The sequence below is a fragment of the Pseudomonas sp. BSw22131 genome (assembly GCF_026810445.1).
Classification (GTDB): Bacteria; Pseudomonadota; Gammaproteobacteria; order Pseudomonadales; family Pseudomonadaceae; genus Aquipseudomonas; species Aquipseudomonas huanghezhanensis.
On the sequence record NZ_CP113949.1, the window covers coordinates 1036268 to 1049234 of the forward strand.

General features: G+C 55.0%; 7 protein-coding genes, 2 tRNA genes and 3 rRNA genes. 8 read left to right on the forward strand and 4 right to left on the reverse strand.

All coding sequences use genetic code 11. The annotated features are described in order from the left end of the window. Positions 1-126: 126 nt before the first annotated feature. The 5 genes from OYW20_RS04530 (at position 127) to rrf (ending at position 5317) form a co-directional block, all read left to right on the forward strand. Positions 127-1660 (forward strand): 16S ribosomal RNA (locus OYW20_RS04530). Positions 1661-1740: 80 nt separating this feature from the next. Then, positions 1741-1817 (forward strand) — tRNA-Ile (locus OYW20_RS04535). 30 nt (positions 1818-1847) lie between these two features. Then, positions 1848-1923: transfer RNA gene (locus tag OYW20_RS04540), tRNA-Ala, on the forward strand. Between the two features lie 232 nt (positions 1924-2155). Continuing rightward, positions 2156-5036 (forward strand): 23S ribosomal RNA (locus OYW20_RS04545). 165 nt (positions 5037-5201) lie between these two features. Then, positions 5202-5317, forward strand: a 5S ribosomal RNA gene (gene rrf, locus OYW20_RS04550). Together the 16S, 23S and 5S rRNA genes with 2 tRNA genes alongside form the textbook arrangement of a ribosomal RNA operon. 207 nt (positions 5318-5524) lie before the next feature. Here rrf and mksF read toward each other — a convergent pair. The 3 genes from mksF to mksB are packed head-to-tail and all read right to left on the reverse strand — an operon-like array spanning position 5525 to position 10330. Continuing rightward, entirely contained in the window at positions 5525-8359 is a 2835-nt protein-coding gene (gene mksF, locus OYW20_RS04555) for an Mks condensin complex protein MksF (RefSeq protein WP_268799542.1), read from the reverse strand. Next, complete coding sequence (mksE, locus tag OYW20_RS04560) at positions 8356-9063, reverse strand: Mks condensin complex protein MksE (protein ID WP_268799543.1); 708 nt, start codon at positions 9061-9063, stop codon at positions 8356-8358. The genes mksF and mksE overlap by 4 nt, the downstream gene beginning before the upstream one ends. Next, a complete protein-coding gene (gene mksB, locus OYW20_RS04565; protein WP_268799544.1) occupies positions 9053-10330 on the reverse strand; it encodes an Mks condensin complex protein MksB in 1278 nt (425 codons plus the stop codon). The genes mksE and mksB overlap by 11 nt, the downstream gene beginning before the upstream one ends. A 144-nt stretch (positions 10331-10474) precedes the next feature. Between mksB and OYW20_RS04570 the strand changes: the two genes are divergently transcribed. Together OYW20_RS04570 and rimI are read left to right on the forward strand one after the other, a co-directional pair. Beyond that, a complete protein-coding gene (locus tag OYW20_RS04570) occupies positions 10475-11269 on the forward strand; it encodes an energy transducer TonB (RefSeq protein ID WP_268799545.1) in 795 nt (264 codons plus the stop codon). Beyond that, positions 11262-11714, forward strand: coding sequence for a ribosomal protein S18-alanine N-acetyltransferase (gene rimI, locus OYW20_RS04575; protein ID WP_268799546.1), 453 nt, complete (start codon positions 11262-11264; stop codon positions 11712-11714). The genes OYW20_RS04570 and rimI overlap by 8 nt, the downstream gene beginning before the upstream one ends. Before the next feature lie 10 nt (positions 11715-11724). Here the strand turns inward: rimI and OYW20_RS04580 are convergent, their stop codons facing one another. Continuing rightward, positions 11725-12132, reverse strand: coding sequence for a serine kinase/phosphatase (locus OYW20_RS04580; protein WP_268799547.1), 408 nt, complete (start codon positions 12130-12132; stop codon positions 11725-11727). 156 nt (positions 12133-12288) lie between these two features. On the opposite strand from OYW20_RS04580, the gene can reads away from it, so the two are divergent. Continuing rightward, positions 12289-12930: a carbonate dehydratase gene (gene can, locus OYW20_RS04585; RefSeq protein WP_268799548.1), complete on the forward strand. Its 642-nt coding sequence runs from the start codon at positions 12289-12291 to the stop codon at positions 12928-12930. The last annotated feature ends 37 nt before the right edge of the window (positions 12931-12967 follow it).

A 12967-nucleotide genomic window follows, 5' to 3' on the forward strand; every position in this document is an offset into this window, starting at 1 on the left:
GGGGCTTGTGCTGTAAGACTGATGTCAACTGATTATCAGCATCGCAAGTTACTCCGCGAGAAATCATGGTTTAACCAACGATTGCTGAGCCAAGTTTAGGGTTTTCTCAAAACCCATGAAGTAATTGAACTGAAGAGTTTGATCATGGCTCAGATTGAACGCTGGCGGCAGGCCTAACACATGCAAGTCGAGCGGCAGCACGGGTACTTGTACCTGGTGGCGAGCGGCGGACGGGTGAGTAATGCCTAGGAATCTGCCTGGTAGTGGGGGATAACGTTCGGAAACGGACGCTAATACCGCATACGTCCTACGGGAGAAAGTGGGGGATCTTCGGACCTCACGCTATCAGATGAGCCTAGGTCGGATTAGCTAGTTGGTGAGGTAATGGCTCACCAAGGCGACGATCCGTAACTGGTCTGAGAGGATGATCAGTCACACTGGAACTGAGACACGGTCCAGACTCCTACGGGAGGCAGCAGTGGGGAATATGGACAATGGGCGAAAGCCTGATCCAGCCATGCCGCGTGTGTGAAGAAGGTCTTCGGATTGTAAAGCACTTTAAGTTGGGAGGAAGGGCATTAACCTAATACGTTGGTGTCTTGACGTTACCGACAGAATAAGCACCGGCTAACTCTGTGCCAGCAGCCGCGGTAATACAGAGGGCAAGCGTTAATCGGAATTACTGGGCGTAAAGCGCGCGTAGGTGGTTCGTTAAGTTGGATGTGAAATCCCCGGCTCAACCTGGGAACTGCATTCAAAACTGTCGAGCTAGAGTATGGTAGAGGGTGGTGGAATTTCCTGTGTAGCGGTGAAATGCGTAGATATAGGAAGGAACACCAGTGGCGAAGGCGACCACCTGGACTGATACTGACACTGAGGTGCGAAAGCGTGGGGAGCAAACAGGATTAGATACCCTGGTAGTCCACGCCGTAAACGATGTCAACTAGCCGTTGGGAGCCTTGAGCTCTTAGTGGCGCAGCTAACGCATTAAGTTGACCGCCTGGGGAGTACGGCCGCAAGGTTAAAACTCAAATGAATTGACGGGGGCCCGCACAAGCGGTGGAGCATGTGGTTTAATTCGAAGCAACGCGAAGAACCTTACCAGGCCTTGACATCCAGTGAATCTGCCAGAGATGGCGGAGTGCCTTCGGGAACACTGAGACAGGTGCTGCATGGCTGTCGTCAGCTCGTGTCGTGAGATGTTGGGTTAAGTCCCGTAACGAGCGCAACCCTTGTCCTTAGTTACCAGCACGTTAAGGTGGGCACTCTAAGGAGACTGCCGGTGACAAACGGAGGAAGGTGGGGATGACGTCAAGTCATCATGGCCCTTACGGCCTGGGCTACACACGTGCTACAATGGTCGGTACAAAGGGTTGCCAAGCCGCGAGGTGGAGCTAATCCCATAAAACCGATCGTAGTCCGGATCGCAGTCTGCAACTCGACTGCGTGAAGTCGGAATCGCTAGTAATCGTGAATCAGAATGTCACGGTGAATACGTTCCCGGGCCTTGTACACACCGCCCGTCACACCATGGGAGTGGGTTGCACCAGAAGTAGCTAGTCTAACCTTCGGGGGGACGGTTACCACGGTGTGATTCATGACTGGGGTGAAGTCGTAACAAGGTAGCCGTAGGGGAACCTGCGGCTGGATCACCTCCTTAATCGAAGACTCAGCTTCTTCACAAGTTCCCACACGAATTGCTTGATTCATTGAAGAAGACGATAGAAACAGCCCGAAATTGGGTCTGTAGCTCAGTTGGTTAGAGCGCACCCCTGATAAGGGTGAGGTCGGCAGTTCGAATCTGCCCAGACCCACCAATTTTGTGTGGGAAACGCCTGTAGAAATACGGGGCCATAGCTCAGCTGGGAGAGCGCCTGCCTTGCACGCAGGAGGTCAACGGTTCGATCCCGTTTGGCTCCACCACTTACCGCTGTTTCGTTGTTAGAGTTTAGAAATGAGCATTCCGCTGATGAGGCGGTGAATGTTGATTTCTAGTCTTTGATTAGATCGTTCTTTAAAAATTTGGGTATGTGATAGAAAGATAGACTGGATGGCACTTTCACTGGTGTTCATTCAGGCTAAGGTAAAGTTTGTGAAATGCAAACTTTCGGCGAATGTCGTCTTCACAGTATAACCAGATTGCTTGGGGTTATATGGTCAAGTGAAGAAGCGCATACGGTGGATGCCTTGGCAGTCAGAGGCGATGAAAGACGTGGTAGCCTGCGAAAAGCTTCGGGGAGTCGGCAAACAGACTGTGATCCGGAGATGTCTGAATGGGGAACCCAGCCATCATAAGATGGTTACCTTACACTGAATACATAGGTGTATGGAGCGAACCAGGGGAACTGAAACATCTAAGTACCCTGAGGAAAAGAAATCAACCGAGATTCCCTTAGTAGTGGCGAGCGAACGGGGACCAGCCCTTAAGTTGTATTGAGATTAGCGGAACGCTCTGGAAAGTGCGGCCATAGTGGGTGATAGCCCTGTACGCGAAAATCTCTTTGCAATGAAATCGAGTAGGACGGGGCACGAGAAACCTTGTCTGAACATGGGGGACCATCCTCCAAGGCTAAATACTACTGACTGACCGATAGTGAACCAGTACCGTGAGGGAAAGGCGAAAAGAACCCGGAGAGGGAGTGAAATAGATCCTGAAACCGTATGCGTACAAGCAGTGGGAGCCCACTTTGTTGGTGACTGCGTACCTTTTGTATAATGGGTCAGCGACTTATTTTCAGTGGCGAGCTTAACCGAATAGGGGAGGCGTAGCGAAAGCGAGTCTTAATAGGGCGTCTAGTCGCTGGGAATAGACCCGAAACCGGGCGATCTATCCATGGGCAGGTTGAAGGTTGGGTAACACTAACTGGAGGACCGAACCGACTACCGTTGAAAAGTTAGCGGATGACCTGTGGATCGGAGTGAAAGGCTAATCAAGCTCGGAGATAGCTGGTTCTCCTCGAAAGCTATTTAGGTAGCGCCTCATGTATCACTGTAGGGGGTAGAGCACTGTTTCGGCTAGGGGGTCATCCCGACTTACCAAACCGATGCAAACTCCGAATACCTACAAGTGCCGAGCATGGGAGACACACGGCGGGTGCTAACGTCCGTCGTGAAAAGGGAAACAACCCAGACCGTCAGCTAAGGTCCCAAAGTCATGGTTAAGTGGGAAACGATGTGGGAAGGCTTAGACAGCTAGGAGGTTGGCTTAGAAGCAGCCCCTTTAAAGAAAGCGTAATAGCTCACTAGTCGAGTCGGCCTGCGCGGAAGATGTAACGGGGCTCAAACCATGCACCGAAGCTACGGGTATCATCTTATGATGATGCGGTAGAGGAGCGTTCTGTAAGCCTGTGAAGGTGAGTTGAGAAGCTTGCTGGAGGTATCAGAAGTGCGAATGCTGACATGAGTAACGACAATGGGTGTGATAACACCCACGCCGAAAGACCAAGGTTTCCTGCGCAACGTTAATCGACGCAGGGTTAGTCGGTCCCTAAGGCGAGGCTGAAAAGCGTAGTCGATGGAAAACAGGTTAATATTCCTGTACTTCTGGTTATTGCGATGGAGGACGGAGAAGGCTAGGCCAGCCTGGCGTTGGTTGTCCAGGTTTAAGGTGGTAGGCTGGAATCTTAGGTAAATCCGGGATTCTAAGGCCGAGAGCTGATGACGAGTGTCCCTAGGACACGAAGTGGTTGATGCCATGCTTCCAAGAAAAGCTTCTAAGCTTCAGGTAACCAGGAACCGTACCCCAAACCGACACAGGTGGTTGGGTAGAGAATACCAAGGCGCTTGAGAGAACTCGGGTGAAGGAACTAGGCAAAATGGCACCGTAACTTCGGGAGAAGGTGCGCCGGTGAGGGTGAAGGACTTGCTCCGTAAGCTCATGCCGGTCGAAGATACCAGGCCGCTGCGACTGTTTATTAAAAACACAGCACTCTGCAAACACGAAAGTGGACGTATAGGGTGTGACGCCTGCCCGGTGCCGGAAGGTTAATTGATGGGGTTAGCTAACGCGAAGCTCTTGATCGAAGCCCGGTAAACGGCGGCCGTAACTATAACGGTCCTAAGGTAGCGAAATTCCTTGTCGGGTAAGTTCCGACCTGCACGAATGGCGTAACGATGGCGGCGCTGTCTCCACCCGAGACTCAGTGAAATTGAAATCGCTGTGAAGATGCAGTGTATCCGCGGCTAGACGGAAAGACCCCGTGAACCTTTACTATAGCTTTGCACTGGACTTTGAATTTGCTTGTGTAGGATAGGTGGGAGGCTTTGAAGCGTGGACGCCAGTTCGCGTGGAGCCAACCTTGAAATACCACCCTGGCAACTTTGAGGTTCTAACTCAGGTCCGTTATCCGGATCGAGGACAGTGTATGGTGGGTAGTTTGACTGGGGCGGTCTCCTCCTAAAGAGTAACGGAGGAGTACGAAGGTGCGCTCAGACCGGTCGGAAATCGGTCGTAGAGTATAAAGGCAAAAGCGCGCTTGACTGCGAGACAGACACGTCGAGCAGGTACGAAAGTAGGTCTTAGTGATCCGGTGGTTCTGTATGGAAGGGCCATCGCTCAACGGATAAAAGGTACTCCGGGGATAACAGGCTGATACCGCCCAAGAGTTCATATCGACGGCGGTGTTTGGCACCTCGATGTCGGCTCATCACATCCTGGGCTGAAGCCGGTCCCAAGGGTATGGCTGTTCGCCATTTAAAGTGGTACGCGAGCTGGGTTTAGAACGTCGTGAGACAGTTCGGTCCCTATCTGCCGTGGACGTTTGAGATTTGAGAGGGGCTGCTCCTAGTACGAGAGGACCGGAGTGGACGAACCTCTGGTGTTCCGGTTGTCACGCCAGTGGCATTGCCGGGTAGCTATGTTCGGAAAAGATAACCGCTGAAAGCATCTAAGCGGGAAACTTGCCTCAAGATGAGATCTCACTGGAACCTTGAGTTCCCTGAAGGGCCGTCGAAGACTACGACGTTGATAGGTTGGGTGTGTAAGCGCTGTGAGGCGTTGAGCTAACCAATACTAATTGCCCGTGAGGCTTGACCATATAACACCCAAGCAATCTAGCGACCCGAGAGGGCACAGATTGCGGTGACTGTGAAGATGACAGACGCTGAAAGTTTGCAGTACACGAACCAAACTACCTGATCACATACCCGATTTGCCGAAGCGAGGCCCTGGCGACAGGTGCAGCGACTTGGTACCCGAATTTCTTGACGACCATAGAGCATTGGAACCACCTGATCCCATCCCGAACTCAGCAGTGAAACGATGCATCGCCGATGGTAGTGTGGGGTTTCCCCATGTGAGAGTAGGTCATCGTCAAGATTAAATTCCGAAACCCCATCTGCTTACGCAGATGGGGTTTTGTTTATGCGCGCGAAAACTACGTACAGCTCCTGACGCCGCCGTTCCAGTTCCGATCATGCTCGAACATATACTCCCTATCTGGCCTACAGTATTCTGCACGCATCTTAGAACGCAAAAAAAGGTCGCACATCAGTGCGGCCTTTCTATTTCAGCGGGCTGTTCAGGTCAATCCGCAGCCTCTTCAGCTTCCGCAGTCACCTTCGCCTTCAACACCGGCTCGCGTGGCTGAATGTATTTCCAGTCAGCCTCATCAATGTAAATCCCTGCTGGTCCGCTGCCTCCCTCAAGATCGATCGCTACATGAGCCGATACTTGAGGTTTGACGCTGGCAAGGATGGGGACGAAGCCAAGTTGCAGGCTCGTTTCAAGGAGTGCTGCCTGATTCCTCTCATCAATATCAGCGGCTTCATCAAGGTAATAAGGAAGACGAATACGACCTGCCTGATCACGATCCATCAGATGGAGGAGCAGATACATATTGGTTAGCGCTTTGATCGTCATAGTGGTGCCGTTAGATGCAGCGCCATCAATATCGGTGTGAATGACTGGTTGACCGTTGACCTTGGTGATCTCAAACGCCAGTTCAAAAAGATCTTTCAAGCCAAGTTGATTGTGGTTAGCCGCAACCAGACGTGCCAGATACTCCTTCGCTTGTTCATTCTTATCATCCTGATCCGCACTCTGGTTGAGATCGAACACGGAAAGCGTCTCGCCTTCCTCGTATTGGCCTGCACTATGGATGATCTGATCAATGTGCTTGAGCGCCTCTTTGTTAGGCGCGAGCACAATTCGGAAGCTTTCAAGGTTCGAGACCTGACGCTTGTTGATCTCACGGTTGAACAGCGCCAATTGATGCTCGAGGCTGTCGTAGTCACTTCGGATATTGCGCAGGGTGCGCGCAATATCCGTGACAGCCGCTCGACGCGCTTTGCCCAGAGTCAGTGCTTCATCCTGGCGATGCGCATAGGCGTTGATCAACAGTTGCAAACGACGCTCCATGTCGTCCTCGCTATCGAACTTGGCCACGCCTTTGAGACGCACTTGGGCGTACAGCGCTTCAATCTGACCATCACAGCGCTGCAAACCTTGCCAGCTGTCCTGATAATCATTGAGCAGTGGCAGCAGGTTCTCCAGCGAGTCGTCGACCGGTTCCATGAACGACGTGCCGAAGGGCAGATCAGCCGGCAGCAGTTGACGACGACGCAACGCATCATCAAGCGTTCGTTGTTTGGATTCCAGATCGCCGATCTGACGGCCAATCAACTGAAGTTTGGCTGACAGCTGCTGAACACGCTCCGTGAATGCATCTGACGAGCGTTTGAGTTCATCCTGCGCGGCTTCCATTTGGGCCAGTTGATCGAGTTTTTCAGGCTCTTCAGCAGACAGCGTCTGTGAGCGGCGGAAGTCCTCGAGGGCCTTCTGAGCGTCAAGGACCTGCTGATACAGCGCTTCGGTCTGTGTTTTGCTGGCTGCGCGATCTGCTGCAACGGCTTGCTGGGTTTTCAGCTGTTTGAGTTCTTTCTCAAGACGCTCTTTCTGATCACGCAACGCGGCGCGATCGGCCAACGCTTGCAACGCAGGCGGCTCAATGTGCGAGAGATTGATCGAGAGCCCCGGCACTTCAAAGTGATCGCCCTTGAAGCTGTCGAGAATGGTTTCCAGTGATTTAACCCAAGCGTCTCCGTCTGCCAGCGCGATACCTTGTTCGCCCAGCGGCAGGCTGAACAACGCACTGTTGAACAGGCGCATCAGACGTTCTACATCGGGCTGCGAAAATTCTTCGCGCAGCCGCGCATAACTATTGTTATCTGCGTGATCGAGTTGCTGTCTGACTGCCTTCAGACGTTTTTCAAGGTCGCGAAGACGCTCATCCAGATCCTCGGCGCTGAACTGACGGGATTGCGCCAACGCGCCCGCCAATTCGTCGTGCGCGTCTTTGGCCGCGAGTAGTTGCTGCTCTAGCACGCGCACATCGTCGACCAGGGCAAAGCGATTTTTAAGCACAGCCAATTCGCCGATCCAACGCTGAATACCGGAGATTTCCCGCTCCAGGCGCATCAACTCTTGCGTGCCACCGCGCTGATCATTTTGCAGACCGTCCTGTTCACCACGGTAGTGCTCGGCCTGAATGACCAGCTCCTCCTTGCGAGCGTTGGAATAGTCCTGCCATGTGCCGAGCAATGAGTCCAGCAACGGAGATAACCGATGCAACTTGCCGCGCAGCACTTCCCTTTGCCGGACGCCGTTGGCCAGCGCTTCAACGAGAGGACCCGCCAATACCAAAGCGTTGTAGTCCTGCTCCATGCGTCGCACGTCGCGAAAGGCTTCTTCACACGCTGCGATGTAATCAACACTGCCGGAGCGCAAGCTGTGCTCGAAGGCATCGAGAAACAGCTGTTTGAGCTTTGCCGCAGTGATCTCGCGCATGTGGAGCAGGTTGATGAACAGGGCGCGGAAGGTTTTAAGGCTCTGCTCGCTGGTGGAACGCAACGGAATCAGCGTCAGGTCCAGCGGAATCGAGGTATGACCCCCAACCAGCAGACGGCGTAATTCATCAGGTTTGAGTTCGTAGGCTTTGAGGCCTTGGGATTCCAGATTGCTGAACAGCTCTTTCTGGCGCAGGCAGGTGTCGTTGATCTGGTAGTGCGCGAGATCCAGCTTGCCTGCGTAGGCGAAGAATTGATGACCGAAACCGCCGCCGGGGCCCCGCCCGACCACACCAATGACGTGAGGTCCATGCGGCAATGCGACCTCTACCAGGATGTAACTGGTGTCGGTGGCAAAGTAGAAGCGGCGGGATTGATCCAGGCTGTACTTGCCGAAACTCATGTCTGACATGCGGGCGAGAATCGGGAATTGCAGTGCATTGATCGACGCACTCTTGCCCAGATTGTTTGCGCCGTAGACAGACAGCGGGTGTTCCAGCGGGAACAGCCCGAGGCTGTAACCTGCCGTGTTCAGCAGGGCAAAGCGGCGAATGCCATAACGTTCCTGGCTCATGCATCAAGCTCCTGTTCTTCGGCAATCGCGCGGGCCAAGGCCTGCTCTTCGGTCAGCTCGACATCCCCGAAATCTGCCAGATCAAGTGGGTCATCGGTTTCGAGTAATTTTTCGTCACTGTCATCGTCGATCAGAATCGGCGTCGGCAAAGGCAACTCACTGTGAAGACTGGCGGCAAGGTCCCGGTCCTGCTGGACGGAGAGGCAGACATCGAGGAATCGATGCATTGGCGGCAAAAAGCGATACGCGCCAGGCTCTTCACTGGCAAACCCCAGTTGGGTCATGCGGCGCATGATCTTTTCTTCAAGCTCTTCGTGGGTCTGGACTTCGGCTTGCAGAAACAGATCACGGTACTTTTCAAGCAGCGAAGGCAGCTCGTCGCGCCCAAGACTGCCGCCGTCCAGCACTGCCACCGGGTCACGGCCCTGGTCTGCCAGATGCTCGACCAGAATGAACGTAAACAGCGCCAGCCGTTGGGCCGTTTTGTTCACTTGAGCCGCTGCCAGGTCAGGCACGAAGTAATAGAAGCCTCGGGTATCGCAGACCAATTCAAAACCCAACGCCTTGAACAGAGTTCGGTACTGGTCCTGCGAGTTCGACAACTGAGCGTAAAGCTCAGGGTCACGACGGCTGATGTGATATCCCTTGAACAGCTCGCGGAAGATAGGCGCGAGCTGAGACATTTCGGACAGATCAAGATGCATGGGCGTTGCCCTCTGTATTCTCTGGGGTGACGTCTCGACTCGAGAGCAGGGCGAAGGAGCGTAGGCTGACCCGATGCTCCTGTGTGAAGTAGTCGCGGCGTTCCAGACGCTCGCGCTGGAAACGCTTATCCCGGGACAAACGAGAGAACCAGTAGAGCAATTCATCGGTCGCGCCAGTCGGCTCCTGCTCGAGCAACCACACCATCAGGTCTGGCATCGGCAACGCGTCTTCGCAACGCTCGACCATCTCCTTGACCGTGCGCGGTGCGCGAGCCGACTCGCCCTTGCGTGTGGTGCTGGCCTTGGGAAAGATTGCTGGCTTGGGTTCGAAACGCGCCAGGGCGTAGACGTAGGCTTCCACCTGGTTTGCGCTGCCAAGAAACGTGCTTTGCGCGCGAGTAAACAGCGGCATCGCAGCCTGCGGCACCGCATCGATACCTTTGCGACGGATAGCCGACAGGGCTAGCGCGGCGCCGCGGGTTACGGCGTTGTGCCTGCGCGCTTCTTCGCGAAGAGGCAGCAGTAGTTCTCGGGCATGACGCAGCGTCAGTTGCGCGCTGGTCTGCATCTCCAGGATTCGCGCATGAGTGCGCAGCAACATGTCGTCGTCAACGAGGTGCCCCAGGCGCTGCTGATCGGTCAACATGCGCAACAACACGTTCTCCACCTTGCGAACGCCTTGTTCGAATGCGCCGTCTGCGTTGACCAACTGAATCATCGGCTCGACGTACTCGTCCCACGTAGCCAGCACCTCGGCGTATCGCTGGCGAAGTGGGATTTGCCTGTCGCTGGTCTTGGCCCGCTCGGCGACAGACACCAGTGCCTGCTCATCATTAGCGAGCTTCTTCAGGACATCTCGCACGCGCATATCAAGCAAGCGCAACTGGCGGGCCAGATCATTGGCATCGCGCACATCGAAAGCGTCCTGGATATAACCGGCTAAGCGCTCCAGATGGCGCAAGTACGCTTCGATCTCCAGGCACAGGCCAAGACGGTGCTCGCGGCGCAGGTAAGACAGGAAGTCGTGGATTTGTGCATTCAGCTCAAACCGGTTCGGGCTTTTGGCCACAGGCACCAGGATATCGAGGCGGATCCACACATCCAGCAAGTGAGTAATGTCCTGCGGCGTGCTTTCGAGCTGCTGGGCGGCCAGTTGCAGACGCAATTCGCTCAGGCTCAAAGTGCCTTGGTCGAAATGCTCGCACAGAGGCTCAAGCAGTGCCCAGTGTTCGGCAAGGGCGCGCAAGACGCGCTTAGGTTCGATCATTGGATGGCCAGCTGGTTAGCGAAGAAAAGCGGCGATTGTACTGCATAGCAGGCGCTGGTTTTTACTCTCGGTCGATCAACTGCGGCGCGAGAGGGCGAAGGTCTGTAGAATCGCGTGCCTAACTTATCCACAGGTGGCTGACCTTTGCTCAACGAGTCCCGCCGCCGCGCTTATATGACTGCCATGCAGGTGGTCAATTGGCTGCCGCGCACTGAATTGCCCTTTGCCGCACCGTCTCGCCCGCAGTTGCTCGCGCCCTTGCCGGCAAGTGTCGAAGCGGCTGTTCCCTTTGCTGCGCCACAACCTGAGAAACAGGCGACGCCTGCCGCCTCAGCGCGCACTGTCGAGCGAGCAAAGGTAGAGGTGCCGCGTCCTTCTTCCATCGTCAAGCCGACAGTCAAACCCGTCGCCAAGGCAGAAGAAGCGCCTGCGGCAGTCGCTAAGGCGCCCGTCGTGCAGCCTCCACGTTTTGCGCTTCAATTGCTGCGCGCGGGCAATTGCCTGCTGCTGGTAGAGCTGGCCACGGGCGAGCCGTTTCAGAGCCGCGATCCTTCCTATCTGTTACTCAAGGACATGCTCCGCGCCGCGGGTCTTCCGGACAGTCCGCAGATCATTGGGGAGCCGGTGCGCTGGCCGTTGCTGGTGCGCGGTCAAATGGATCAGGGGCCGGAAGCGGCGCGCGATTTCGTGCAGGGCTTCTTGTTCGCACGGCTTGAAGAGGCGCCTTGCAGTGTTCTCTGGCTCGTCGGCTTGCCGTCGCTGAAGTTTGCCGGCGAAGTGGATGCCGAATCCTATAACCGAGAACTTCAGGTCGATGGCCTGGGTTCTGCCTGGGCGCTGCCAGGGCTAGAACTCCTTATGGACGAGCCTCAGCGCAAAGCCGATGTCTGGAAAGCCATGCGGCGATTGATGGCACGTTGGAAGACCGTAAATGAGTGATGCAGTAACGTTTCGCCCGATGACCGAGGCAGATCTGGATGCCGTTCTAAAAATCGAATACGCAGCGTTCAGCCACCCGTGGACCCGTGGGATTTTTCTGGATGGTCTGAAATCATACGAAATCTGGTTGATGTTCGAAGGGCAGCAGCAAGTGGGGCATGGCGTGATCAACGTGATCATCGACGAGGCCCATTTGCTCAATATTACGGTCAAGCCGGAAAGTCAGGGCCGTGGACTGGGACTGTTGTTGCTGGACCGTTTGATGAAGCGTGCTTACGAGCTGAATGGGCGTGAATGCTTTCTGGAGCTGCGGGCGAGCAACCAGTCGGCCTATCGTCTGTATGAGCGTTATGGCTTCAACGAGATAGGCCGGCGTCGCGACTATTATCCGGCAATCGGTGGTCGGGAAGACGCGCTGGTCATGGCGTGCACGCTACTGGACTGAACCGCGACGCTTAAGGTTTTCCGTCCAGGGGGTGGACAATCGCCTCTTCTTCTTCGTCCAGACCTCCGCCCGCGCCGATTTCGTCTTCATCGACGATACTCAAGTCGGAATCCGCCGGGCCGCCTTCGCCTTGCTCGCGTGCGGAGCGGGCGCCGTCTTCGTGGATCAGCGTTTCCGGGCTCATGTCGTCGTCGGTCGGCTCGTGATCCTCTGTGGAAGCACCCGTCATCCCCGCTTCGCGCGCTCGTTCATCAGGGATATACGTTTCCAGCTCATCAGCAGGAATCGTGTCACCAATTCGACCACTGGGTTCGTTATTGTCGTTGAAGTTCAGCTCTTCCATCGATCCCATCTGATCTTCGGTGGTATCGATGGGCTCGGGTTGGGTTGCACCTAAAGGGCGGCGTTCATCAGTCATGGCGAAATCCTCATTACGTAGTGGGCCTTAATTAGGTGGACCGACAGCGTTCTCGAGAATTCCTTTTTGTTCTGGAGGCGCATAGTGGCAAATAGGGCGTGACCCGGAACGTCGAGCGCCAGTCATAGCTGAGCATCATTTTCGAGGCATCAACGCATGAACGACCTACAAGACCTGATCGACAACAATGAGCGCTGGGCCGCTGCCATCAAAGAAGAAGACCCTGAGTTCTTCGCCAAGCTGGCGCGTCAACAGACTCCGGAGTTTCTATGGATCGGTTGTTCGGACGCTCGCGTCCCGGCCAATGAAATCGTCGGCATGCTGCCGGGTGATTTGTTCGTCCACCGTAACGTCGCCAACGTCGTACTGCACACGGACCTCAATTGCCTTTCGGTGATTCAATACGCCGTCGACGTGCTGAAGGTTAAACACATTCTGGTCACCGGCCACTACGGTTGCGGCGGTGTACGCGCGGCGATGCAGACTCGCCAGTTGGGGCTGATCGATGGATGGCTGCGCTCGATTCGTGATCTTTACTACGAGAAGCGTGAAGAGCTCGCCAAGCTGCCGACCGAAGAAGAACGTGTGGATCGCCTCTGCGAACTGAACGTGATTCAACAAGTGGCCAACGTGGGCCATACCAGCATCGTGCAGAACGCATGGCATCGTGGGCAGAGCCTGTCGGTGCATGGATGCATTTATGGCATCAAGGATGGGCGCTGGAAAAGTCTGAACGCTACCATCAGCGGTTTTGATCAACTACCGCCGCAGTACCGTTTGATGCCGCAAGGGGAATAACGCCCCCTGCGGCATCTTCACGGTCTGGGCGATTAGT